Raw genomic sequence first — 25326 nt, 5'->3', positions numbered from 1 at the left:
AATAAAAATACTCATTCCGCGATAGTCGTTTTTTGTTGTTTTTGAATTGAGTTACTTATTTTATTTTTGTCTTCTTCCAGTAATCTTTTTAACTCAAATTTTAGATGTCTTTTATCTTTTGCAATTTCTTTTCTTTTCTTTTTATCCATCATAGGATCATGTCTAACATAACCATCTGATAAATTTATTTTCCAAACCCCTTCGAACATATGTCTATGAATTTCAATTATCCTAACTTTTCTATTTTTATCCAATAAAATTGATTTTGCTAATGAATTAATGAATGACTCATGGTTCTTATTTGTTAAAGTATATAAGAAAAAGTATTGGCATTCTACATACGTCATTTGCGACATTACTAAATCACGGGCGTTAGTAATATCATAGCCTTCAGGGCAATTTTCTTCTAATTGTTTAAAAAGAAGTCGAGTTGTTTGAATCAATCTGCCTTGTGTTGTGAATTTAGCTCGAATAATTTTGAAATGTTCGTGATGAATATAATCTATAATTTTTTGATCTTCTCGATTTATACTTCCATTTGATATTTTTATTCTTATCTCTGACGGATATATGTTGGTGCTTTGAGTTCGTATGCCATCCATTATTAACTTTACTGCATACTGCAATGCATCTCTTCCAGAGTATGAACCATCGCTACTATCAATGACAACTTCGGATAAAACTGTTTTGTATAAATCTATTAATTTATATAAGTTTGTCTCGTAGATATTAATATTATGTCTTTTTTCCTGCTCATTAGTTTCCTTTTCTTGTGTTTTGATCTGTTTTTGTTGTAAAAGGAGTGTATAGACAAGCCCACTAAAACCCAATCCTGAAAATAATGAGTTTAATATTCCAAAACTATCTCCGAGAGCCCCATAGTCCGAAAGAACTTTAGGTAAGCCATTGTTTATTAAAATTACTAAGGAGAATATAAAGTATATTGATATTATTGCTGAAATTGTAATCTTTATATAACTGTGATTATTCATATTCAATCGCATTCGCTATGACATATTGTTGTTCAATAGAAATCGCCACATAGGTATATCATGCAGTAATTCAATGGCTTATGCAAGAATGATAAATGTCTTGTCTAATGTTACGACTACTAAAATACGAATTGACTCACAGTGGCTCAGGGAGTACTTTAAACAGTTAAAATTATGTTACTCATTGATATATATATATTTTTTGTAACTGCATGATAGATATGTTAGTCACGAAAAGTTGATTAATATTAAACTAATTTACCGAAGCTAAACAAAAACTATCGCCTTGATCCGTTCTTTTTTTTGTCATATGGTCCAATACTCATAACCACCATCAAACCCGCACCAACACTGACATTTTGCCCCTATAAAGTGGATTCAAAATGGCTGTTTAACATAGTTTATCCGGCTTCTCGCCAGATCCTCGGAAGGGAAGTTGATACCATTTGTGTGGAAACACATTGAACGTCAGCTCGTAGCGTTGAGCTGATTATTTCAGCGGGTAGTATAGCGTAAAGAGATGTAAACCTGCCAGAGGTCACATTTTGAGGCGAAAAGAGGCCGGGCAGGCGGGGAACCGGCCCGGCGAGACGCGCTATTTTGCGGCCGATAACCCGACGTTGTTCACTGCACGACGGGCAGCATCGCCTCCCCATACCTGATCGTACTCATAGCCTGTGAGCTGTTTTATCACCACACGGGTATTGGCATCGCAGTCGCGGTAATCGCCGCCCAGCTTACGGCGGGCGATCTCCTTGAGAAGCAGTTTATGCGTCTCGCGGGTGAGCTTGAACTTATAGGTAGTGAAGAAGCTCACCGCCAGCAGGGCTGCCGTCGCGAAGATCATCAGGCCTATAATCGCCCCCAGCGCGCTTTCAGGCTGTGCACCGCCGCCCTTAACAAAGCCGGACTCCTGCAGGACCAGGCCAATAATCATGATGGCGATCGCCACGGTGCTTTTGCGGGTCAGGACCATCACCCCGGCAAAAATCCCTTCGCGGCGCTGCTGCGTCACCATCTCGTCAATATCAGGAATGAAGCTGTAGATATTCCACGGTATGTAATAGAGGCCCGCGCGGGTGGCGCCCAGCAGGATAAAGACCGCCGTGAACAGCAGCGTGGGCACCTGGGTTTTGGTCAGGTAAACCGTAAACAGGAACACCAGCACGAAGAAGATCCCGCCGTAAGAGAGGCGCAAAGCGGCAGAAGGGGAGACATTCAGCCTGTTCAGCAACAGCATAAATCCATATGTGCCAGGTACCGAGGCGAAAGCCGCAATGCTCAGCCAGCCGGAGACGGCTGCCGCGTCCTGGCTCAGACAATACACGACATAATAGGTAAAGACCGAACCGAATACGTCCATCGCCGTAAATGAAAAGATATAAATAATAATATGCAGGCGGAACGCGCGAATACGGAAAGAGGAAAAGAGATCCAGCACCAGATATTTCAGGTGATTAATTAATCCGCTGCTACGCTGTTTATCCACTTTAAACGTGGATGGCTGTTGCACATCTTTCGCTTCCCAGGTGGTATACCAGGTAATAAATACCGCAATACAGAATACGCAGGAGAATATCAGCCCGGTAAGAGTATAGGTAAACGGATTATCTTTCCCCGTGAACTGCATAATGACGCCGGGAACGGAAACCGCAAGAAAGCCGCCGAGCTGAGAGCAGATCATGCGCACACCGGAGAGACGGCTACGCTCTTCATACCGGTTAGTCATCTCAGCGGCCAGGGTTTCCCAGGGCACCAGCACCATCGCCGACAAGAGCTCAATAGAGAGGTAAGTGCCCAGGTAATACCAGTACCCCATATCTGTCATCCACAGCAGGGCATACAGAAACATTAAGGGTGAACTGAGTAATAAAAAGAAGCGGCGACGGCCAAATTTACGCCCGAGCCAGGTATCACCGAAATTATCAGTGATATAACCCATAATCGGGCTTAATAACGCATCAATGACGCGGGCAATAGCAAATATCGAACCCGCTTCGACGACAGAGAGCCCGCAATAGGTGGTGTAAAAAAATAAAAGCCAGGTGCCGATAATGGCGAAAGCGCCTCCGCCAAACAGATCGGTTATACCGTAGCCGAGCGCCACGCCATAACCCACTCTACGTTCAGTTGGTTTGACCATAATAATATCCAGTGTAGGGTAATGATTAACCCGATCTGTCGGGTCGTTTTTTATTTACTGCTGGAATACAAATTACGTTCTATTAATTGATTTCTATCCATTGCCTTAATTGAGATGATCGATAAATAGCCTCCACAAGGGTGAGTGATTTCCCGGCTTCACGGATATCGGTGTAATCCGTGTAACCGGGGTGGGTGATAGCTTGATAAAAACGACGGATCGCCTGCTGGTGGCCCAGCCCCCAGTAGCTTTTGACCGAACCGTCCGGGGAGTCGTCGCAGGTGAGCCTGACGCGCTCGCCCGGCGTCACGCGCCAGAGCGTGTTGTTGTTGAGCAGCAGCGAGCCCTGCTCGCAGTGGATCTCCATCAGAAGCGGGGAATCAGTGGTATTGCAGTTGCTGGCGTAAAACAGGCCGCGCGCGCCGTTAGCAAAGTGCAGCGTGGCCATCGCGCTGTCTTCACCTTCCGTCACGTCCGCCAGTTCACCGCTATCCACCACGCCTTTCACACGCGTCACGCCGCCGGCGAACCACTGCATCAGGTCGAGGGTATGAATGGCCTGGTTGATCAGCAGGCTGCCTCCTTCCGTAGCCAGTCGCCCACGCCACGGACTTTGGGTGTAGTACGCGCCCGAGCGTGACCACGTCAGCACCGCTTTGATACTGAGCATTTTTCCCAGCTCGCCTTCGTCCAGCGCCTGGCGAATGCGCAGGCTGGTGGGGTTGAGCCGGTTCTGATAACACACGCCGAGCAGACCCGTAGCCTGGTCAGCGGCGCGGGTGATATCCACCAGTTCGCTGCTGTTCATGCCCACCGGTTTTTCGCAGAACACATGCTTTCCGGCGGCGAGGGCCGCCAGAATCATGCTTTTATGCTCAAAGTGCGGCGTGCAGATATGGACCACATCGATGGCATCATCCAGCAGCATCTCCCGGTAATCCTGATAGAAGCGGCACTGATAGCCCAATGCCAGCTTCAGTCCTTTGACGCTGTCGATATCTGCCAGCGCGCGCAGCGCAACGTTGGGGAGCTGGCGCAGCGCATTCACGTGGCAACCGTGAATCGCTCCGGCGCCGATCACCGCCGTGTTCAGGAGCTTCATTGTCGCCTCCCGTTATGCCGTTGCGTTGGCCAGCATCTGTGCCTTCACGCAGAGCTCCGCCGCCTTAAAGGCGTGAGTCTGGGTCATGGCATGTTCAGTACGATGCAAACAGTCGAGGATCAGTTCGCCAAAGAACGGGAATCCGACCTGGCCGGCGACCGGATAACGGAACTCCCCCTCGTTATTGACGAGATACACCACGTCCTGTTCACCACGGGTGAGATCGACATATTTGCGGATCTCGATATAGCCTTCGGTGCCCAGCAGCGTCAGGCGGCCATCGCCCCAGGTCGAGAGCCCGTCAGGGGTAAACCAGTCGCAGCGGAAATAGCCGCTGGCGCCGTTTTCCCCTTTCAGCATGGCATCGCCAAAATCTTCGAAGGCGGGGTACTGGGGGTGTTTAACGTTCCGTACCTGGCTTGCCACCACGGTGGCGTCGCTGTTGCCGGTGTAAAACAGGAACTGCTCAATCTGATGGCTGCCGATATCGCACAGAATGCCGCCGAAATAGCGCCGATCGTAGAACCAGTCCGGGCGGCCGGTCCCTTCCCGGTGCGGGCCCGTCCCCAGCGTTTGTACGACGCGGCCAATGGCCCCTTGCTGCACGAGCTGTCCGGCAAAGACCGCGCTCTCAACATGCAGGCGTTCGCTGTAATACACGGCGTATTTCCGGCCCGTTTTTTCCACCATGGCTTTGGCATCCGCCAGTTGTTCAAGGGTGGTAAGGGGGGCTTTATCGGTGAAGTAGTCTTTGCCTGCGGCCATCACTTTTAGCCCCAGCGCACAGCGCTCGGCGGGAATGGCGGCGCCAGCTACCAGACGTACCTCATCGTCGGCGAGTATGACATCCAGGGAGTCTGCAACCCTGGCCTGCGGATACTGCTGAATGAATTTATCCACTTTTGCCGGATCGGGGTCGTAGACCCATTTCAGCGTGGCGCCCGCTTCAATCAGGCCGTTACTCATGCCGTAGATATGGCCGTGGTCGAGCGCGGCAGCGGCAAAGACAAACTCTCCTTCCCTGACAACGGGCTGAGGTTTACCCACTGGCGCGTAGTTCATGCCGTCATTTTTGTTCATGGTGTTACTCCTTCATCCAGATCTTTGCCCAGGGGAATCGCACCGACTTCGCTGAAGTTGGCGACGCTTGCGGATTTTTCATAAAAACGGGGGGCGAGGGCGTTGATCCCGCCGGTACGGTAAAACGGATCGTCGCGTTGAATCGGCAGCGAAACCACGCAGCGGGTGATGGCGGATTTATAAATCGCGGTTATCAGCTCCAGTGAGCGTTTGCCCTGCAGACCATCCACTAACGGCACCGTGCCGTGCTCGATGGCATACAGCAGGTCGTTAATCTGCCCGGTGTGCAGCGTCCATTCGAGCTTCGGCGTCTCGTGAAAAACGGCGTTAAGCTGCGCTTCCCGTTGCCGGTCCCGATCCTCCTGGGGGAAGCCGTTATCAGCGCTGACGCTGGCAAAGGCCTGCCACGGTGCGGAGATGCGCGCCTTTTCACCCTGGATAATGATTTTCTGATCTTCGCCGTGGTGCACGACCGAGGCGGTTAGCTGAGTGAGTGCGCCGCTGGGGTATTTAAATATTGCCGTGCTGAGATCTTCGACTTCAGCGTTATCGTGCGCCACGTTGGTCATCATAGCCACCACTTCAGACGGGAAGCCCAGCATCCACTGAATGGCGTCGATGTGGTGAACAGCGTGGTTAAGGGTGCAGCCGCCGCCCTCTTTTTCCCAGGTGCCGCGCCACCACAGGTCGTAGTAGCAGTGTCCGCGCCACCAGAACGAGTCCACCTGGGCATGGCACACCTTGCCAGCAAGGCCCGAATCCAGCGCCGCTTTTAAACGCCAGAAGGCATCGGTAAAGCGGTTTTGAGCGATGATGGCGAGCAATTTACCGCTGGCCTGTTGCGCGGCGATCATGGCGTCGCACTCCTCCAGCGAGGCGGCCATCGGTTTTTCGCACAGCACATGGCAACCCGCATTGAGGGCATTAATGCTTATCTCTGCATGAACGTAGGGCGGCGTGCAGACGTCGACGATATCGATATCTGGCTCTGACGCCAGCATCTGCTCGTGGCTTTCATACACGCGTGCGTCCGTCAGGTTGTAGCGTGCTTTTTTCTCGTGGGCTTTTTCCGGGTAGATATCGACCAGCGCGACGATCCGGCAGCGTTGGCCAAACTGCAAATAACCCTGAATATGGTTATGCGAGATATTTCCTGTTCCCACGATGGCGACATTTAACATCGTTTCTTCTCCTGAGTTACCAGGTGCCGGAGGCATCCAGCGTGACGCTGGCGGTCTCTTTAGCCACTGAGGTGCTGATACGCTGTTGAAGCAAGCGCAGATACTGTTTCTCATTGAGCGGGAGGTCGACCCAGTCGTCGGTCCAGGTGGAGAGGTGCATGGCGTTGGAGAGCGTTAACCCGTGGATCCCTTCCAGCCCCGGGGCAATGAGCGGCTCGCCGCGCAGGATGGCGCCGCAGAAATTGGCGGTAATGACGTGGTGTTCGCTGCATTCCGGGCCGACGGGAAGCGTGACCTCCCAGCATTCCGGTTCACCAAAGCCGTTTTGCCAGCGGGCGTTGAAGGCGGTTTCAGATTCCCGTAGCCGCCAGTAGCGCAGTTTCCCTTCTTCGACGACCACCTTGCCGCGATCGCCGACGATCTCCAGCCGGTTGGTCCCCGGCGTTTCAGCCACGGTCGTGATAAATACGCCCGTCGCACCGTTGGCGTACTCGGCGTAGGCGGTGACCTCATCTTCCACTTCAATGTCGCGATGCTTACCAAACTGGCAAAACGCGCGCAGACGGATCGGCATACCAACCAGCCACTGCCAGAGATCGAGCTGATGCGGGTCCTGATTGAGCAGTACGCCGCCGCCTTCTCCTTTCCAGGTGGCGCGCCAGCCGCCGGAGTTGTAGTAGCTCTGCGAGCGATACCAGTTGGTAATGATCCAGTTGGAGCGGCGGATCTCACCCAGCTCGCCGCTGTCGATCAGATCTTTCACCTTCTGGTAGAGCGGGTTCGGGCGCTGGTTGTACATGATGCCGAACACCACATCGCAGGTCCGGGCACAGGCGTTCATCTCCTGCACCTGCGCCGTATACACGCCGGCCGGTTTTTCGCAGAGCGTGTGGATGCCGTGGCGCATTGCCAGCATCGACAGACGCGGATGCTCGTAGTGCGGTGTTGCGACAATCACCGCGTCGATAAGCCCGCTCTGAAGCATCTCCTGCGCATCGCTGAAAAGGGGGAGGGAGCCGACCAGCTGGCGAATGGCCGGATGCTTTTCCGGTGCATTATCACAAACCGCCGCCAGGCATGCGTCACTGACCGTACCCGCCAGTAAATAACGCGCGTGGACCGTACCGATATTACCTATTCCGATAATGCCAAAACGTACCTTCTCCATGTCACACCTTAATTTCAGTTGAAATGAGGGATGACCGGAAAATAGGAAAGGGGAGCCGCAGCGACAATGTGTTTTTGTGAGAATACTCGCAAGCTGTTTAAGTAATCTCCAGGGTCTCTGAAATTTGGTTTTAAAATCAAAGCGCTGTTTCTGCAAATATTTGCAAAAACTGATTGAGAGCGAGGTCACACTATGCCGGGCAGGTTAAAAATGGAGGAGATTGCGACCCTGACGGGGTATTCCGTCAGCACGGTTTCGCGGGTATTAAGCGGCAAGTCTTATGCCAGCGATAAAGCCCGTGACGCGATCGTTCGCACCGCGCGCGAATTAGGTGTTCTGGAGGCCATGGCAAGCGGAAGGCTGTTAATTAACGGTATCGCTGTCTTTGCCCCGGAAAGAACCTTTCAGGGGCGTGGAGACATTTTTTATCTGGAAGTGACCAAAGGCATTGCTGAAGCGTGCGCCCCGCATAACGTGTGGGTCAGTTGCTGCGGATTAGAAGAGCAGCACGCCGACGTGAAATTGTTTATGGAAAAGGCCAGCCATAAGAATATCAACGCAATAATAATTATTGGGACTGATGATTCCACCATCTTTAAACTGGCGAGCACGCTGAATAAGCCTTGCGTATTGATTAACTCCGTTGATCGGGATCGGGTGCTGGACGCCGTGTCTCCCGATCACCGGGCGATTGGTTTCACCGCCATGCAGTACCTTTTTGAGCAGGGGCACCGCCGTGTGCTCACGCTCACCTGCCTGCGGCGTGAGACGCTGTATGCGCGTCTGGACGGCATTAAAGAGGCGTACCGCCATTTTCACGTGGCCTTTGATCCCCAGCGTGATTTGCTGGTGACGGAGTGGTTTACGGCAGAGGAGGCTGAGCGGGCGCTGGATGCATGGCTGTTAAGTCATGACAGATCGCAGTGGCCAGAGGTGATTTTCCCGAACAGTACCAGCATGACGGAGGGGGTGATCAGGGCGTTAACGCGCCACGGGCTGCGCATTCCGGAAGACATTTCGCTCATTACGACCGATTTTGCATGGAATTTAGCGCACCGTCTGGAAAAACCGATCACAGGCGTCACGGTGCCCTGCCGTGAGCTGGGGATTGAGGCCGTACACCTGCTGCAAACGCGGCTCAACCGACCTCAGGCGCCGGTCTATAACCTGCTGTTGCAGGGCAAAGTCATGGATTACGGCTCAGTCAGTAATGCCACGCGCCACGCGGCTCGCGTGGCGCTGGATCAGTAATCAGGCAAGCTGAGGCGGCAGGCACACGCCGATGCCACCAATTCCGCAGTAGCCGTACGGATTTTTGTGCAGATACTGCTGGTGGTCGTCCTCGGCATAGTAGAACGGTTTCGCGGTGGTGATTTCCGTTGTCACCTCGCGCGTATCACCTGCGTCGCGCATGGCCTGCTGGAAACGCTCCTTACTGGCGAGTGCGGCGGCTTCCTGCTCAGGCGTGAGCGGATAAATCGCCGAACGATACTGGGTGCCATGGTCATTACCCTGACGCATACCCTGCGCCGGGTCGTGGTTTTCCCAGAACACCTGCAGCAGCTGTTCATAGCTGATGACGGACGGGTCGTATACCACGCGTACGGCTTCAGCATGGCCGGTCTCGCCGGAGCAGACTTCGCGGTAGGTGGGGTTTGGCGTATATCCGCCCGTGTAGCCCGCCGCGGTGCTGTAGACGCCAGGCAACTGCCAGTAGAGGCGTTCCACGCCCCAGAAGCAGCCCATGGCAAACAGGGCGATTTCCATGCCTTCAGGTACGTTGGTCATGGAATGGCCATTCACGGCGTGTAAGGTTGCGACTGGCATAGGGGTGTTGCGTCCCGGTAATGCATCTGCTTGTGAAACCAGATGCTTTTTGTCGAATAAACTCACGATGGGGCCTCCCGGGGTGCGATGTTTCGGTTAAGGTTGTCACGAAGCGTTTAATTGAACACAATAAATGTGCTGAATGAGTCTAGATTTAATCATAAGAAATATTTGGGTGTTACACCCTTTTTCAACCCGAGAATTGGGTTTTTTGGCCAACAGGCCGTATTTTGCCGCGGAGCGGCACTTCATTTGCTTCCAGGGTGGAAACAGGGATATTCAGGAGAGAACGTGACAAAAATCCGCCAGTTATGTTTGGTCAGTGTCTTGCTGACAAGCGGGGTTGCCAGCGCGGCGAATGTCCGTTTGCAGGTTGAGGGGTTATCCGGGGCGCTGGAAAAAAACGTGCGTGCACAGCTGTCGACGATTGAAAGTGACGAAGTGACGCCGGACCGGCGTTTTCGTGCACGCGTGGATGACGCGATACGCGAAGGGCTAAAAGCCCTGGGATATTACGAACCCACCATCGATTTCGATCTCCGCCCACCGCCAAAAAAGGGGCGGCAGGTGCTTATTGCCCGCGTCTCGCCGGGTGAGCCGGTGCTGATAGGCGGCACCAATGTGGTGTTACGCGGCGGCGCGCGTACCGATCGCGATTATCTGGATCTGCTCAGTACGCGGCCTAAAATCGGTACCGTACTGAATCACGGTGATTACGACAGTTTCAAAAAATCGCTGACGAGCGTCTCCTTACGCAAGGGCTACTTCGACAGCCAGTTCAATAAAAGCCAGCTGGGCATTGCGCTGGGCAGACGCCAGGCCTTCTGGGATATCGACTACGACAGCGGCGAACGCTACCGCTTTGGCGACGTGACGTTCGAAGGCTCGCAAATTCGTGAAGAGTACCTGCAAAACCTCGTGCCGTTCAAAAAGGGTGACTACTACCATTCACGCGATCTGGCCGAGCTGAACCGCCGCCTGTCGGCAACCGGGTGGTTTAATTCGGTGGTTGTTGCGCCGGAGTTTGAAAAGGCCCGCAAAACCAAGGTATTACCACTGCACGGTGTGGTGTCGCCACGCACCGAAAACACCATTGAGACCGGGGCTGGCTATTCAACGGACGTGGGGCCGCGCGTGAGGGCGACCTGGAAAAAGCCGTGGATGAACTCGTACGGCCATAGCCTGACCACCAGTGCCAGTATCTCAGCCCCGGAGCAACAGCTCGACTTCAGCTACAAAATTCCGCTGCTGAAGAACCCGCTTGAGCAGTATTACCTGGTCCAGGGGGGCTTTAAGCGTACCGATCTGAACGATACCGAGTCGGATTCCACCACGCTTGCCGTATCCCGATTCTGGGATCTCTCCAGCGGCTGGCAGCGCGCCATTAACCTGCGCTGGAGTCTTGACCACTTTACCCAGGCCAACGTCACCAACACCACCATGCTGCTCTATCCGGGGGTGATGATCAGCCGTACCCGCTCACGCGGCGGCCTGATGCCGACCTGGGGCGATTCCCAGCGTTACTCTATCGATTACTCCAACACCATGTGGGGTTCCGATGTGGATTTCTCGGTGATTCAGGCGCAAAACGTCTGGATCCGCACGCTGTATGACAAACACCGTTTTGTGATGCGCGGCAACCTCGGCTGGATTGAAACCGGCGACTTCGACAAAGTCCCGCCCGACCTGCGCTTCTTCGCCGGGGGCGACCGCAGTATCCGCGGCTACAAATACAAATCCATCGCGCCTAAAGATGATGACGGCAAGCTGATCGGGGCCTCCAAGCTGGCGACCGGCTCGCTGGAGTACCAGTACAACGTCAGCGGAAAATGGTGGGGTGCCATGTTTGTGGACGGCGGCGAAGCAGTGAGCGATATCCGCCGCAGTGATTTCAAAACCGGCGCGGGCGTAGGTGTGCGCTGGCAGTCGCCCGTCGGGCCCATCAAGCTCGACTTCGCTGTGCCGGTGGGTGACAAAGAAGAACACGGTTTACAGTTTTACATCGGTCTGGGGCCTGAATTATGAGTTTATGGAAGAAGATAAGCCTCGGAGTACTGATTTTTATCGTGCTGCTGCTCGGTACGGTGGCGTTTCTGGTGGGCACGACAACCGGTCTGCATCTGCTGTTTAACGCGGCGAACCGCTGGGTACCCGGGCTGGAAATCGGCCAGGTGACGGGCGGCTGGCGCGATCTACGTCTGAACAATATTCGCTACGAGCAGCCTGGCGTTGCGGTCAACGCGGGCGAGTTTCACCTTGCCGTCAGGCTGGGTTGCCTGCGGGACAGTAAGCTCTGCGTCAACGACCTGTCGCTAAAAGATGTGAACGTGGCGATTGATTCGGAGAAAATGCCGAAATCAGCGCCGGTTGAAGAAGAGGACAGCGGCCCGCTGAATCTCTCGACGCCGTACCCGATTGCGCTTTATCGGGTGGCGCTGGACAACGTCAATGTCAAAATCGATGACACCACCGTATCGGTGATGGATTTCACCTCCGGCCTGCGCTGGCAGGAGAAAAACCTCACCCTGACGCCAACCACCCTGCAGGGATTGCTGATCGCGCTGCCGAAGGTGGCGGACGTGGCGCAAGAGGAGATCGTCGAGCCGAAGATCCAGAACCCACAGCCGGAAGAGAAACCGCTGGGTGAAACGCTGAAAGATCTGTTCTCGAAGCCCGTCCTGCCGGAGATGACGGACGTGCACCTGCCGCTGAACCTGAATATCGAAGCGTTCAAGGGCGAGCAGTTGCGTCTGACTGGCGACACCGATCTCACGGTCTATAACATGTTGCTGAAGGTCAGCAGCATCGACGGCAACATGAAGCTCGATGCGCTGGATATCGACACCAACCAGGGCTCTGTCAATGCCTCGGGTCATGCCCTGCTGCGTGACAACTGGCCGGTGGATATTACCCTGAACAGCGCGCTCAACATCGACCCGCTGAAAGGCGAAAAAGTGAAGGTTAAGGTGGGCGGCGCGCTACGCGACAAGCTGGATGTCGGGGTGAATCTCTCCGGCCCGGTGGACATGGTTCTGCGCGCGCAAACCCAGCTGGCGGAAGCCGGACTGCCACTTAACCTTGAGGTGGTCAGCAAGCAGATGTACTGGCCGTTCACTGGCGAAAAACAGTTCCAGGCCGATGACCTGAAGCTGAAGCTGAGCGGCAAGATGACCGATTACACGCTGTCGTTCCGTACCGCCGTGAAGGGCCAGGACGTGCCACCCGCCACGATCACGCTGGATGCAAAAGGGAATGAACAGCAGGTTAATCTCGACAAACTGACCGTTGCGGCGCTGGAAGGCAAAACCGAGCTGACCGCGCTGCTCGACTGGCAGCAGGCGATCAGCTGGCGCGGTGAGCTGAAGCTCTCGGGGATTAACACGGCGAAAGAGGTGCCGGACTGGCCGTCAAAACTGGACGGTCTTATCAAAACCCGCGGCAGCCTGTACGGCGGCACGTGGCAGATGGATGTCCCGGAAATCAAGCTCACCGGTAACGTGAAGCAGAACAAGGTTAACGTAGAAGGTTCGCTCAAAGGCAACAGCTACCTGCAGTGGGTGATCCCGGGGCTGCACGTGGCGCTGGGGCGCAACACGGCGGATATCAAAGGCGAGCTGGGGGTGAAAGATCTGAACCTCGACGCCACTATCGATGCGCCGAATCTGGATAACGCCCTTCCGGGGCTTGGCGGCACGGCGAAGGGGCTGCTTAAGGTGCGCGGCACGGTGGATGCACCGCAGTTGCTGGCGGATATCACGGCCAGTAACCTGCGCTGGCAGGAGCTGTCCATCGCCCGCGTTCGCGTTGACGGGGATGTGAAATCCACCGATCAGATCGGCGGTAACCTGAACCTGCGCGTGGAGCGCATTTCTCAGCCGGACGTGAACATTAATCTGGTGACCCTGGACGCCAAAGGCAACGAGAAGCAGCACGACCTCCAGCTGCGCGTGCAGGGCGAGCCGGTTTCCGGGCAGCTTCACCTGACGGGGAGCTTCGACCGCAAGGCGGAGCGCTGGAAAGGGACGCTCGACAATACCCGTTTCAACACCCCGGTAGGGCCATTGGTGCTGTCACGCGCTATTGCCCTGGACTACCGCAATGCCGAACAAAAGATCAGCATTGGCCCACACTGCTGGACCAACCCGAATGCGGAGCTGTGTGTGCCGCAGACCATCGACGCGGGAGCGGAAGGGCGCGCGCAGATCACCCTCAATCGTTTTGATCTGGCGATGTTAAAACCGTTCATGCCGGATACCACTCAGGCGAGCGGCGTCTTTAGCGGGAAGGCCGATGTGGCCTGGGACACCACCAAAGAGGGGCTGCCACAGGGCAGCGTGACGCTTTCTGGCCGCAACGTGAAGGTGACACAGGATGTCAACAACGCGCCGCTGCCGGTGGCGTTTGATACCCTGAACCTGAGCGCCGATCTGCACAACAACCGGGCCGAGCTGGGGTGGCTTATCCGCCTGACCAATAATGGCCAGTTCGACGGTAAGGTGCAGATTACCGACCCACAAGGGCGACGTAATCTGGGCGGGAACGTCTCTATCCGCAACTTCAACCTGGCGATGGTTAACCCGATTTTCTCGCGTGGTGAAAAAGCGGCGGGGATGCTCAACGCGAACCTGCGGCTGGCGGGCAACGCGCAAAGCCCGCAACTGTTCGGCCAGATGCAGCTAAACGGTGTGGATATCGACGGCAACTTTATGCCGTTCGATATGCAGCCAAGCCAGATTACGATGAACTTCAATGGGATGAGCTCAACGCTGAACGGCTCGGTGCTAACCCAGCAGGGGCAAATCAACCTCAGCGGTGACGCCGACTGGAGCCAGCTTGATAACTGGCGCGCCCGTATCGCCGCGAAAGGCAGCAAGGTGAGGATCACCGTACCGCCGATGGTACGTCTGGATGTCTCGCCGGATATCGTCTTTGAAGCAACGCCGAGCCTCTTTACCCTCGACGGGAACGTGGACGTGCCGTGGGCGCGCATCGTGGTTCACGAGGTGCCGGAAAGCGCGGTGGGCGTCTCCAGTGATGAAGTGATGCTCGACGATAACCTCAAGCCGATTAATCAGCAAAGCGCGGGCATTCCGATCAACAGCAATCTTACCGTGCATGTGGGGAATAACGTTCGTCTGAACGCGTTTGGGCTGAAGGCACGCCTGACGGGTGACCTGAAAGTGGCGCAGGACAGACAGGGGCTTGGCCTGAACGGGCAGATCAACATTCCTGAAGGGCGCTTCCATGCTTATGGTCAGGATTTGATTGTGCGTAAAGGTGAACTGCTGTTCTCCGGTCCGCCGGATCAGCCGCTGCTCAACATTGAAGCGATTCGTAACCCGGAAGCGACAGAAAACGATGTGATTGCGGGCGTGCGCGTCACCGGTTCGGCCGACGAACCGAAGGCGGAGATCTTCTCCGACCCGGCGATGTCCCAGCAGGAAGCACTCTCTTACCTGCTGCGTGGTCAGGGCCTGGATAGCGGCCAAAGCGACAGTGCAGCGATGACCTCAATGTTAGTGGGTCTGGGGGTTGCACAAAGTGGTCAGGTTGTGGGTAAAATCGGTGAGACGTTCGGCGTAAGCAATCTGGCGCTGGACACCCAGGGCGTGGGTGACTCCTCGCAGGTGGTGGTCAGCGGCTATGTACTGCCGGGTCTGCAGGTAAAATATGGCGTGGGGATCTTTGACTCGCTGGCAACTCTCACGTTACGCTATCGCCTGATGCCTAAGCTATATCTGGAAGCAGTGTCCGGCGTAGACCAGGCACTTGATCTGCTCTATCAGTTTGAGTTTTAGCAATGCGAATATTTGTCTACGGCAGTTTACGAACCAAGCAAGGCAACAGTCACTGGATGACCAATGCCCTGTTGCTTGGGAATTACAATATCGAAAACTACCAGTTGTACAGCCTGGGCCACTATCCAGGCGCGGTTCCCGGCGAAGGAACAGTACACGGTGAAGTTTATCGTATTGATAACGCGACACTTGCCGAACTTGATGCCTTGCGCACCAGGGGCGGTGAATACGCGCGCCAGTTGATCCAGACGCCGTACGGAAGTGCGTGGATGTACGTCTACCAGCGTCCGGTCGAAGGGTTAACGCGGATTGTAAGCGGTAACTGGTTAGACAGAGACCAGTACTGAAAAAACAACGCCACCGTGAGGTGGCGTTGTTTTTTGTGCCTCTTGTCGGGGGCGTAGCGCACCCGGGAGAAACACTCCAGCCACAAAAAAGCCCCGACCAGCGGGGCTTTATCGATGTGCGGTAAGAATTACTTCTTAGCAGCGCGTTCGAAAGAGGCGATGATTTCTGCTTTCGCCGCTTCTGCGTTGTCCCAGCCGTCAACTTTAACCCACTTGCCTTTTTCGAGGTCTTTGTAGTGCTCGAAGAAGTGAGTGATCTGCGCTTTCAGCAGTTCTGGCAGGTCGTTCACATCTTTGATGTGATCGTACTCTTTGCTCAGCTTGGTGTGCGGTACCGCAACCAGTTTCGCATCTTCGCCGGATTCGTCGGTCATTTTCAGCACGCCAACTGGGCGGCAGCGAATGACTGCGCCTGGCTGCAGTGGGTATGGCGTTGGAACCAGCACGTCAACCGGGTCACCGTCCAGAGACAGGGTGTGGTTGATGTAACCGTAGTTGCATGGATAGAACATCGCGGTAGACATGAAACGGTCTACAAACAGCGCACCGCTCTCTTTGTCCACTTCGTATTTGATAGGATCTGCGTTAGCCGGGATTTCGATAACAACGTAGATGTCTTCTGGCAGTTCTTTACCCGCAGGGACGTTGAGTAAGCTCATGTCTGTGTCCTTTAAAATGGATGGTAAACAAGTGGCAGGTATTATAGCCAACTGGCGCTGAATGTCTCCGCCTGTTTTCGTCTTCTCACCGCGTTCGTCTCACTTTTCAGACCGATTCCATGACAGAAAAATCCATAAACTCAGCCGCATTTTTCATGGAGAAATGAAAGCGATTACAAACTTGTGATTAACGTTTTATTCACTTTTCTGAAGTGTGATGTAACGCAATTCGTTACATATTTCATTGGCTATAGTCATTTCGCAGAACATCTTTTAACCAACAATAACTCACCCTACGAGGACGTTCATATGTGGAAGCGCTTACTTCTTGTCACAGCAGTTTCGGCAGCCATGTCGTCTATGGCGATGGCCGCACCTTTAACCGTAGGATTTTCGCAGGTCGGCTCTGAATCAGGCTGGCGTGCGGCAGAAACCAACGTTGCGAAAAGCGAGGCCCAGAAACGCGGCATCACGCTGAAGATCGCCGATGGTCAACAAAAACAGGAAAACCAGATTAAAGCCGTGCGTTCGTTTATTGCGCAGGGTGTGGATGCCATCTTTATTGCGCCCGTTGTGGCCACCGGCTGGGAGCCTGTCCTGAAGGAAGCGAAAGACGCTGAGATCCCGGTCTTCCTGCTCGATCGTTCCATCGATGTAAAAGACAAATCTCTCTATATGACCACCGTGACCGCCAACAACGTTCTTGAAGGGCAATTAATTGGTGACTGGCTGGTGAAACAGGTGGATGGCAAGCCGTGTAACGTCGTTGAGCTGCAGGGGACGGTCGGCGCGAGCGTGGCCATCGACCGTAAGAAGGGGTTTGCTGAGGCCATCGCCAAAGCGCCAAACATTAAAATTATCCGTTCTCAGTCCGGCGACTTTACCCGCAGTAAAGGTAAAGAGGTCATGGAGAGCTTTATCAAGGCTGAAAACAACGGCAAGAACATCTGCATGGTTTACGCCCACAACGATGACATGGTGATCGGGGCGATTCAGGCCATTAAAGAAGCGGGCCTGAAACCGGGCAAAGATATTCTCACCGGCTCTATCGACGGCGTGCCGGACATCTACAAAGCGATGATCGACGGCGAAGCCAACGCCAGCGTGGAGCTCACGCCAAACATGGCCGGTCCGGCATTCGATGCGCTGGAGAAATTCAAGAAAGACGGCACGATGCCTGAGAAGGTGACGGTCACCAAATCCACTCTCTACCTGCCGGATACCGCGAAAGAAGAGTTAGAGAAGAAGAAAAATATGGGCTACTAAGCTTGTCTGAACATGCCGGGTGACGCTGCGCTTACCCGGCCTACGATACGCTCTTTTGTAGGCCGGATAAGCGTAGCGCCATCCGGCTTGATGCAGGGGGAAAACCATGACCACTGAACAACACCAGGAAATCCTCCGCACAGAGGGCTTGAGTAAATTCTTCCCCGGCGTAAAAGCGCTGGATAACGTTGATTTTAGCCTGCGACGCGGCGAGATCATGGCGTTGCTGGGCGAGAACGGTGCGGGGAAATCGACGCTGATTAAAGCCCTGACCGGTGTTTATCACGCCGATCGCGGCACCATCTGGCTGGAAGGTAACGCCATATCACCCAAAAATACCGCCCATGCGCAGCAGCTGGGGATCGGGACGGTGTATCAGGAGGTGAACCTGCTGCCGAATATGTCGGTCGCGGATAACCTGTTTATTGGCCGGGAGCCACGACGCTTTGGCCTGCTGCGCCGCAAGGAGATGGAAGCGCGGGCGACAAAACTGATGGCGTCTTACGGCTTCTCTCTCGACGTACGCGAGCCGCTGAACCGTTTTTCCGTCGCCATGCAGCAGATTGTCGCCATTTGTCGCGCTATCGACCTCTCGGCAAAAGTGCTGATCCTTGATGAGCCCACCGCCAGCCTCGATACCCAGGAAGTGGAGATGCTCTTTACCCTGATGCGCCAGCTGCGCAATCAGGGCGTGAGCCTGATCTTCGTCACCCATTTCCTCGATCAGGTGTATGAGGTGAGCGATCGCATTACGGTGCTGCGCAACGGCAGTTTTGTCGGCTGCCGCGACACCCGCGAGCTACCGCAGATTGAACTGGTCAAAATGATGCTCGGCCGCGAGCTGGAATCCAATGCGCTCCAGCGTGCCGGCCGTACGCTGCTGAGTGAGAAACCGGTCGCCGCGTTCAGTGATTTCGGCAAGAAAGGGGTAATCTCGCCGTTTAACCTGGAGGTGCGCCCCGGTGAAATTGTCGGTCTGGCGGGCCTGTTAGGCTCGGGCCGTACCGAAACCGCCGAGGTGATCTTCGGGATCAAGCCTGCAGACAGCGGCACCGCGCTGATCAAAGGTAAACCGCAAACCCTGCGCTCGCCACATCAGGCCTCCTGTCTGGGTGTGGGTTTCTGCCCGGAAGACAGAAAAACGGATGGCATTATTGCCGCCGCCTCGGTGCGGGAAAATATCATTCTGGCCTTACAGGCGCAGCGCGGCTGGCTGCGGCCGATCCCACGGAAAGAGCAAAACGCCATTGCCGAGGGCTTTATTCGCCAGCTCGGTATCCGTACCCCGAGCGCAGAACAGCCGATAGAGTTCCTCTCCGGGGGCAACCAGCAGAAGGTACTGCTTTCCCGCTGGCTACTGACCAAACCTCAGTTCCTGATCCTCGATGAACCGACCCGCGGCATTGACGTGGGGGCGCACGCCGAAATTATCCGCCTTATTGAAACCCTGTGCGCGGACGGGCTGGCGCTGCTGGTCATCTCGTCTGAACTGGAGGAGCTGGTGGGCTATGCCGATCGCGTCATCATCATGCGCGATCGCAAGCAGGTGGCAGAGATCCCGCTGGATAAACTGTCCGTTCCGGCAATCATGAATGCCATCGCGGCGTAAGGAGTGAATCGTGATGTCTCGTTCGCTTTCGCAAACTGGCGAAACAAAACGCCGCTTCAGCTGGCCGAGCGGCACGCCGCAAATCGCCGCGCTGCTGGTGGTGTTGCTGGTCGATAGCCTGGTCGCACCGCATTTCTTCCAGATAATCGTGCAGGATGGCCGCCTGTTCGGCAGCCCGATCGATATTTTAAACCGCGCCGCGCCGGTGGCGCTGCTCGCCATTGGTATGACGCTGGTGATCGCCACCGGCGGGATCGACCTTTCTGTTGGCGCGGTGATGGCCATTGCCGGGGCGACGGCAGCATCAATGACCGTGGCCGGGCACAGCCTGCCGGTGGTGCTGCTGGCGGCGTTGGGCACCGGCGTGCTGGCCGGACTGTGGAACGGCATTCTGGTGGCGGTGCTCAAAATCCAGCCGTTTGTTGCCACGCTGATATTGATGGTGGCCGGGCGCGGTGTCGCGCAGCTCATCACCTCGGGGCAGATTGTTACCTTCAACTCGCCGAACCTGGCGTGGCTCGGGAGCGGCAAGCTGCTCTTCTTCCCCACGCCGGTGATCATTGCGCTGGTGACGCTGGTGGTGTTCTGGATCTTTACCCGCAAAACGGCGCTGGGCATGTTCATTGAAGCGGTCGGGATCAACATCCGTGCGGCGCGCAACGCGGGGGTCAATACGCGGCTGATGGTGATGCTCACGTACGTGTTGAGCGGCGTGTGTGCTTCCATCGCCGGGGTGATCGTCGCGGCAGATATTCGTGGGGCTGATGCTAACAACGCCGGGTTATGGCTGGAGCTGGATGCGATCCTGGCGGTGGTAATTGGCGGCGGATCGCTGATGGGCGGGCGCTTTAACCTGCTGCTCTCGGTAATTGGTGCGCTGATTATTCAGGGCATGAACACCGGGATCCTGCTTTCCGGGTTTCAGCCGGAACTCAACCAGGTGGTGAAAGCGGTGGTCGTACTCTGCGTGCTGATCGTCCAGTCACCGCGCTTTGTCAGCATCATTAAGGGGATCCGTGGCCATGATAAAACGTAATTTACCGTTAATGATCACGCTGGGCGTGTTTGTGCTGGGCTATCTCTACTGCCTGACCCAGTTCCCGGGGTTCGCCTCGACGCGTGTGATTTGTAACATACTTACGGACAACGCCTTTTTAGGCATCATCGCGGTCGGCATGACCTTTGTGATCCTCTCCGGGGGGATTGATCTCTCCGTCGGATCGGTGATCGCCTTTACCGGTGTGTTCCTTGCCAAAGCGATCGGTTTCTGGGGCATCTCGCCGCTGGTGGCGTTTCCGTTGGTGCTGGCGATGGGCTGTGCGTTTGGTGCCTTTATGGGGCTTCTGATTGACGCGCTCAAGATCCCGGCCTTTATCATTACGCTTGCCGGAATGTTCTTCCTGCGCGGCGTGAGTTATCTGGTGTCTGAGGAGTCGATCCCGATTAACCATCCGGTGTACGACACGCTCTCCAGCCTGGCGTGGAAAATCCCCGGCGGGGGCCGCCTGAGCGCGATGGGGCTGCTGATGCTGGGCGTGGTGGTCATTGGTATCTTCCTTGCTCATCGCACCCGGTTTGGTAATCAGGTCTACGCTATTGGCGGCAACGCGACCTCGGCCAACCTGATGGGGATCTCCACCCGTAGCACCACCATCCGCATCTATATGCTCTCCACCGGGCTGGCGACGCTGGCGGGGATTGTCTTCTCCATTTACACCCAGGCGGGTTACGCGCTGGCCGGGGTTGGCGTTGAACTGGATGCGATTGCCTCTGTGGTGATTGGCGGCACGCTGCTCAGCGGTGGGGTGGGGACGGTGCTGGGAACACTGTTTGGCGTGGCAATCCAGGGGCTGATCCAGACCTATATCAACTTTGACGGCACGCTCAGCTCCTGGTGGACGAAAATCGCCATTGGCATTTTATTGTTTATTTTTATTGCCCTGCAGCGCGGTCTGACGGTGCTCTGGGAGAACCGCCAGAGCTCGCCTGTTACCCGCGTGAACACATCAGTAACAGAGCGATAACATGCTGAATTTGCTTAAAGTCTAAACATTTTCCGGTAGTGGCCGATACTCTTTTTTTATGCCCAGAAATATCTCGCTACCGGAAATAACATCATGCTTAAAACGCTATCGATTCGTACCGGCTTGCTCTCTTTACTGGCCGTTATGACCCTTCTGCTGCTGATTGTCAGCGGCATTGGCATTTATGCCCTCACACAGAGTTCTTCGTCACTTCAGCGCATCAACCACCTTCAGGGTGAGCAGATGGTGCAGCTCAATTCTGGCTATACGCTGATCCTTCGTGCGCGCAACGAGGCGGGCCAGGCCGTCAGAATGATGGAAATTGGTCTGCTGGACGATGCTGCGAAATCGGTGAAAAGCATTAATCAGGAGATCGCCCTGGCGCAAAAAACGCTGAAAAGCGTGATCGACGCAGGCGTGGCCGATCCCCAGGGACAGCAGTTGCTGGATAAGGTGGCGGCCAGTCTGGCGGCCTATAACCAGCAGGGGATCAACCCAATGTTGAAAGCGCTGAACGAACAGAGCGCAGACAGCTATTACGATCTGCTGGAGAGTAAGCTCATTCCGGTAGCAAAGCAGTTTGATAACGATATGCAGACGTTCCAGATGTGGAGCGACGCGCGCGGGAAAGCGGAAGTCAGCGCCGTGCAGTCGAGCAAAACGCGGGTTCTGATCCTGATCGTTGTCGCGGCGCTGCTGACGGCAGGCATCATTGTGCTGGCCTGGCTGGTGCTGCGCCACATGCTGCTCAAGCCGCTCTCGGCGTCGATTGCGCAGCTGGAAAACGTCGCCGCGGGGGATTTAACCCACACGCTGAATGCCCCGGCGAGCCAGGAGTTCAACCGTCTGAACGCTGCCATCGAAGGCATGCGCCAGTCGCTGATGCACTCGGTGCTGCGGGTCCGCGATGCCAGCTCGCAAATTGATACCGGCAGCCGCGAGCTGACGGCGGGAAACAGGGATCTTGCCGAGCGCACGGAGTCCACCGCGACCTCGCTGGAGCAGACCGCCGCCAGCATGGAAGAGATCACCGCCACGGTGAAACTCAACGCGGATAACGCCGAGCAGGCGCACCAGCTGGCGAAATCTGTCTCGGATACTGCCGATCACGGCAGCGAAATGGTCTGCTATGTGATTGAGAAAATGCGCGATATCTCCGGCAGTTCGGCGCGGATTGCCGACATTCTGAGCGTTATTGACGGTATTGCCTTCCAGACCAACATTCTGGCGCTGAACGCCTCCGTGGAAGCGGCGCGTGCGGGCGAGCAGGGGCGCGGTTTTGCCGTCGTTGCGGGCGAGGTACGCAATCTTGCCAGCCGCAGCGCCGATGCGGCAAAAGAGATCCGTTCACTTATCAGCGACTCGCAGACCCACGTTAATGAGGGCAGCGAGCTGGCGCAGCAGGCGGGCGAAACGATGGATGAGATCGCAACCGAAGTGCTGCGCATGACCAAACTGATGCGCGAAATTGCTACCGCGTCTCAGGAACAGAGCCGCGGCATTGAACAGGTGAATATTGCGGTAAATCAGATGGATGAAACCGCGCAGCAGAATGCGGCGCTGGTACAGCAATCCTCTGCCGCGACGCGCTCGCTGGAAGAGCAGTCGCGCCAGCTGATGGAAGCCATGTCATCATTTAAACTGACGACGCAGAGTGTCGCATAATATTCCCCGACCCTGGTACATTCTGTGCCAGGGTATTATTCTCGGACGAATTAATCGCGCTAATATTATCGTGAATATTACCGAGTAATATTTCCAGCTGGTGGGTTAAGGTTAACGCTTTTTCCGTCGGTTCAAGATATAACCCTTTACGGATAAATAGCGGTTCAGCAAAAAGCTGGCTAAAGCGCTTCAACGCCAGGCTCACGGCCGGGCGTGACATCACCAGTCGGACAGAGGCCTTCGCCATGCTGCCGCAGCGGACCACTTCAATAAAGACAGGAATAAGATTTAAATCGATGCCGGTATTGGCACGGGAATAGTTTTTCGTCACGGGTACGCTCCAGGAAATATCTGTCAAACTGTTATGGAAATAATGCAGGAGCGAATCTGAATATTAAAGCGCGTTTTTTATAAACACTTATACGGTAAATTATATAAATGTATTGGGGAGCCAGAGCGGCTCCCCGGGAGAGGGATTACGCGTCCGGATACTCACAGATAAAACGTTCAACGTCTTCAACCATATGGTTGTTGCCGACGAAGAAGGAACGACGCTGGTGCAGACTTTCTGGCACGATATCCAGAATACGCTCTTTACCATCGCTCGCCTTGCCGCCCGCCTGTTCCGCCAGGAACGCCATCGGGTTGCATTCATACAGCAGACGCAGCTTCCCGTCCGGGTGGCTGGCGGTGCTTGGGTAGAGGTAAATGCCGCCTTTCAGCAGGTTACGGTGGAAATCCGCAACCAGGGAACCGATATAGCGGGAGGTGTAAGGGCGCTGCGTCGCTTTATCTTCTTCCTGGCAGAATTTGATGTACTTCTTCACGCCAGTCGGGAACTTGATGTAGTTACCTTCGTTGATAGAGTAGGTGTTGCCCTTCTCCGGGAAGCGCATACGTTCCTGACACAGGCAGAACACGCCCAGCGACGGATCGTAAGTAAAGGCATGAACGCCACAGCCGGTGGTGTAGACCAGCATGGTGGAGGAGCCATACACGACATAACCGGCAGCAACCTGCTGACTGCCAGGCTGCAGGAAATCTTCTTCTGTCACCGGCGTGCCAACAGGCGTGACGCGGCGGTAGATGGAGAAAATGGTACCGACAGAAACGTTAACGTCGATGTTGGAGGAGCCGTCCAGCGGATCCATCAGAACAACGTATTTCGCGTGTTCACACCCTTCGAATACGACAATTTCATCTTCTTCTTCAGAGGCGATACCCGCAACGATGTCGCGCGCGCGCAGTGCAGCTTTCAGTTTTTCATTTGCGAACAGATCGAGTTTCTGCTGAACCTCGCCCTGAACGTTCTCGGCACCGCTGGCACCCAGGATATCGACCAGACCGGCCTTGTTGATATCACGGTGGATGATCTTAGCGCCCAGCTTTATTGCCGACAGCAAAGCAGTGAGTTCACCGGTAGCATGAGAGAACTCGTGCTGCTTTTCGACAATAAATTCACCTAACGTTTTCATAACACTTTCCCTGCATCTTTGTGAGTAGAGCGATTGTATGTTCACTAAAACGACTAATGCCCAACAATCTTAACAAATATTCAAATAGTAGCGCAGAGGTGAATCGCGCCAGCAATATACGGATTTACCTGAAATGCGTTTCACACCCGCTAACATGTGAGTAAAATGTGCGCCACATTGAAGAAGGATAGTGACGTATGCGCATTCATATATTGGGGATTTGTGGCACTTTCATGGGCGGACTGGCAATGCTGGCGCGCTCGCTGGGCCATGAAGTGACAGGTTCGGACGCCAATGTGTATCCGCCGATGAGCACGCTCCTGGAAAAACAGGGCATCTCTCTGATTCAGGGTTATGATGCCAGCCAGCTGGATCCCGCGCCGGATCTGGTGATCATTGGCAACGCCATGACGCGAGGTAATCCGTGCGTTGAGGCGGTACTGGAACGCAATATTCCGTTCATGTCTGGTCCACAGTGGCTGCATGATTTCGTCCTGCGCGACCGTTGGGTTGTTGCTGTGGCCGGTACGCATGGTAAAACCACCACCGCCGGTATGGCGACCTGGATCCTTGAAGCCTGTGGTTACAAGCCTGGCTTTGTCATTGGCGGCGTTCCGGGCAATTTCGACGTGTCTGCGCGTCTGGGGGAGAGCCCGTTCTTTGTGATCGAAGCTGATGAGTACGACTGTGCGTTCTTCGACAAGCGCTCCAAGTTTGTACACTACTCCCCGCGCACGCTGATCCTCAACAATCTTGAGTTCGATCATGCGGATATCTTTGACGATCTGAAAGCCATTCAGAAACAGTTCCACCACCTGGTGCGCATCGTTCCGGGTCAGGGCCGTATCATCCTGCCGGAGAACGACATCAATCTTAAGCAGACCATGGCGATGGGCTGCTGGAGCGAGCAGGAGCTGGTGGGTGAGCAGGGCCACTGGCAGGGGGAAAAAATCAACGTGGATGCCTCGGGGGGGGGAGGGGGGGTCGACG

At 55.0% G+C, this 25326-nt stretch carries 20 protein-coding genes; 10 read left to right on the top strand and 10 right to left on the bottom strand.

Annotated elements, in window-relative coordinates; translation table 11 throughout:
- Nucleotides 1–11: 11 nt before the first annotated feature.
- The 6 genes from AK59_RS1000000124040 to AK59_RS0106960 form a co-directional block, all read right to left on the bottom strand.
- Nucleotides 12–992: a hypothetical protein gene (locus AK59_RS1000000124040; protein WP_029882378.1), complete on the bottom strand. Its 981-nt coding sequence runs from the start codon at nt 990–992 to the stop codon at nt 12–14.
- A gap of 595 nt (nt 993–1587) precedes the next feature.
- Nucleotides 1588–3135, bottom strand: a complete 1548-nt coding sequence (locus AK59_RS0106980; RefSeq protein WP_029882377.1) for an MFS transporter — start codon at nt 3133–3135, stop codon at nt 1588–1590.
- Nucleotides 3136–3217: 82 nt separating this feature from the next.
- Nucleotides 3218–4237, bottom strand: a complete 1020-nt coding sequence (locus AK59_RS0106975; protein ID WP_029882376.1) for a Gfo/Idh/MocA family protein — start codon at nt 4235–4237, stop codon at nt 3218–3220.
- A gap of 12 nt (nt 4238–4249) precedes the next feature.
- Nucleotides 4250–5317, bottom strand: a complete 1068-nt coding sequence (locus AK59_RS0106970; RefSeq protein WP_029882375.1) for a Gfo/Idh/MocA family protein — start codon at nt 5315–5317, stop codon at nt 4250–4252.
- On the bottom strand, nt 5314–6498 hold the full coding sequence (locus AK59_RS0106965; protein ID WP_029882374.1) for a Gfo/Idh/MocA family protein: 1185 nt from the start codon (nt 6496–6498) through the stop codon (nt 5314–5316). The genes AK59_RS0106970 and AK59_RS0106965 overlap by 4 nt, the downstream gene beginning before the upstream one ends.
- A 16-nt stretch (nt 6499–6514) precedes the next feature.
- Nucleotides 6515–7666, bottom strand: coding sequence for a Gfo/Idh/MocA family protein (locus AK59_RS0106960; protein WP_013095330.1), 1152 nt, complete (start codon nt 7664–7666; stop codon nt 6515–6517).
- Nucleotides 7667–7858: 192 nt separating this feature from the next.
- Between AK59_RS0106960 and AK59_RS0106955 the strand changes: the two genes are divergently transcribed.
- Nucleotides 7859–8917: a LacI family DNA-binding transcriptional regulator gene (locus AK59_RS0106955; RefSeq protein WP_029882373.1), complete on the top strand. Its 1059-nt coding sequence runs from the start codon at nt 7859–7861 to the stop codon at nt 8915–8917.
- Here AK59_RS0106955 and msrA read toward each other — a convergent pair whose 3' ends face one another.
- The gene (gene msrA / locus AK59_RS0106950; RefSeq protein ID WP_014830428.1) at nt 8918–9559 is read right to left on the bottom strand and encodes a peptide-methionine (S)-S-oxide reductase MsrA; all 642 of its coding nucleotides are present in this window, start codon (nt 9557–9559) and stop codon (nt 8918–8920) included. It abuts the gene before it with no gap.
- A 225-nt stretch (nt 9560–9784) separates the two neighbouring features.
- Here msrA and tamA point away from each other — a divergent pair, with 225 nt between their 5' ends.
- From tamA to AK59_RS0106935, 3 genes are read left to right on the top strand one after another with little or no spacing between them, the layout of a single operon-like run.
- Nucleotides 9785–11518 (top strand): autotransporter assembly complex protein TamA, encoded by a 1734-nt coding sequence (gene tamA, locus AK59_RS0106945; RefSeq protein WP_013095333.1) that lies wholly within the window; start codon nt 9785–9787, stop codon nt 11516–11518.
- On the top strand, nt 11515–15291 hold the full coding sequence (gene tamB / locus AK59_RS0106940; RefSeq protein ID WP_029882372.1) for an autotransporter assembly complex protein TamB: 3777 nt from the start codon (nt 11515–11517) through the stop codon (nt 15289–15291). Before tamA ends, tamB begins: the two co-directional genes overlap by 4 nt.
- 2 nt (nt 15292–15293) lie before the next feature.
- Nucleotides 15294–15638, top strand: coding sequence for a gamma-glutamylcyclotransferase family protein (locus AK59_RS0106935; RefSeq protein ID WP_028027890.1), 345 nt, complete (start codon nt 15294–15296; stop codon nt 15636–15638).
- 128 nt (nt 15639–15766) lie between these two features.
- On the opposite strand, the gene ppa is transcribed toward AK59_RS0106935, so the two are convergent.
- The gene (ppa, locus tag AK59_RS0106930; protein ID WP_008501423.1) at nt 15767–16297 is read right to left on the bottom strand and encodes an inorganic diphosphatase; all 531 of its coding nucleotides are present in this window, start codon (nt 16295–16297) and stop codon (nt 15767–15769) included.
- Between the two features lie 309 nt (nt 16298–16606).
- Between ppa and ytfQ the strand changes: the two genes are divergently transcribed.
- The 5 genes from ytfQ (at nt 16607) to AK59_RS0106905 (ending at nt 22861) form a co-directional block, all read left to right on the top strand.
- Nucleotides 16607–17563 (top strand): galactofuranose ABC transporter substrate-binding protein YtfQ, encoded by a 957-nt coding sequence (gene ytfQ, locus AK59_RS0106925; protein WP_014882271.1) that lies wholly within the window; start codon nt 16607–16609, stop codon nt 17561–17563.
- A 106-nt stretch (nt 17564–17669) separates the two neighbouring features.
- A complete protein-coding gene (ytfR, locus tag AK59_RS0106920; protein WP_029882371.1) occupies nt 17670–19172 on the top strand; it encodes a galactofuranose ABC transporter, ATP-binding protein YtfR in 1503 nt (500 codons plus the stop codon).
- 10 nt (nt 19173–19182) lie between these two features.
- Nucleotides 19183–20208, top strand: coding sequence for a galactofuranose ABC transporter, ATP-binding protein YtfT (ytfT, locus tag AK59_RS0106915; protein ID WP_029882370.1), 1026 nt, complete (start codon nt 19183–19185; stop codon nt 20206–20208).
- Nucleotides 20195–21196 (top strand): galactofuranose ABC transporter, permease protein YjfF, encoded by a 1002-nt coding sequence (gene yjfF, locus AK59_RS0106910; protein WP_029882369.1) that lies wholly within the window; start codon nt 20195–20197, stop codon nt 21194–21196. The genes ytfT and yjfF overlap by 14 nt, the downstream gene beginning before the upstream one ends.
- A 93-nt stretch (nt 21197–21289) precedes the next feature.
- On the top strand, nt 21290–22861 hold the full coding sequence (locus tag AK59_RS0106905) for a methyl-accepting chemotaxis protein (protein WP_029882368.1): 1572 nt from the start codon (nt 21290–21292) through the stop codon (nt 22859–22861).
- On the opposite strand, the gene AK59_RS0106900 is transcribed toward AK59_RS0106905, so the two are convergent.
- Nucleotides 22833–23192, bottom strand: a complete 360-nt coding sequence (locus AK59_RS0106900; RefSeq protein WP_029882367.1) for a LysR family transcriptional regulator — start codon at nt 23190–23192, stop codon at nt 22833–22835. The genes AK59_RS0106905 and AK59_RS0106900 overlap by 29 nt on opposite strands.
- Nucleotides 23193–23337: 145 nt before the next feature.
- The gene (gene fbp / locus AK59_RS0106895) at nt 23338–24336 is read right to left on the bottom strand and encodes a class 1 fructose-bisphosphatase (protein ID WP_029882366.1); all 999 of its coding nucleotides are present in this window, start codon (nt 24334–24336) and stop codon (nt 23338–23340) included.
- Nucleotides 24337–24533: 197 nt separating this feature from the next.
- Between fbp and mpl the strand changes: the two genes are divergently transcribed.
- On the top strand, nt 24534–25326 hold a 793-nt coding region (gene mpl, locus AK59_RS0106890), incomplete at its 3' end, for a UDP-N-acetylmuramate:L-alanyl-gamma-D-glutamyl-meso-diaminopimelate ligase (protein WP_029882365.1).

Origin of the sequence: Enterobacter sp. T1-1, from assembly GCF_000710795.1 — a bacterium.
In the GTDB taxonomy this organism is placed as follows: domain Bacteria; phylum Pseudomonadota; class Gammaproteobacteria; order Enterobacterales; family Enterobacteriaceae; genus Enterobacter; species Enterobacter cloacae.
Note: the sequence above shows the minus strand (reverse complement) of the source record. Positions and strands in the feature narration are given on the sequence as shown.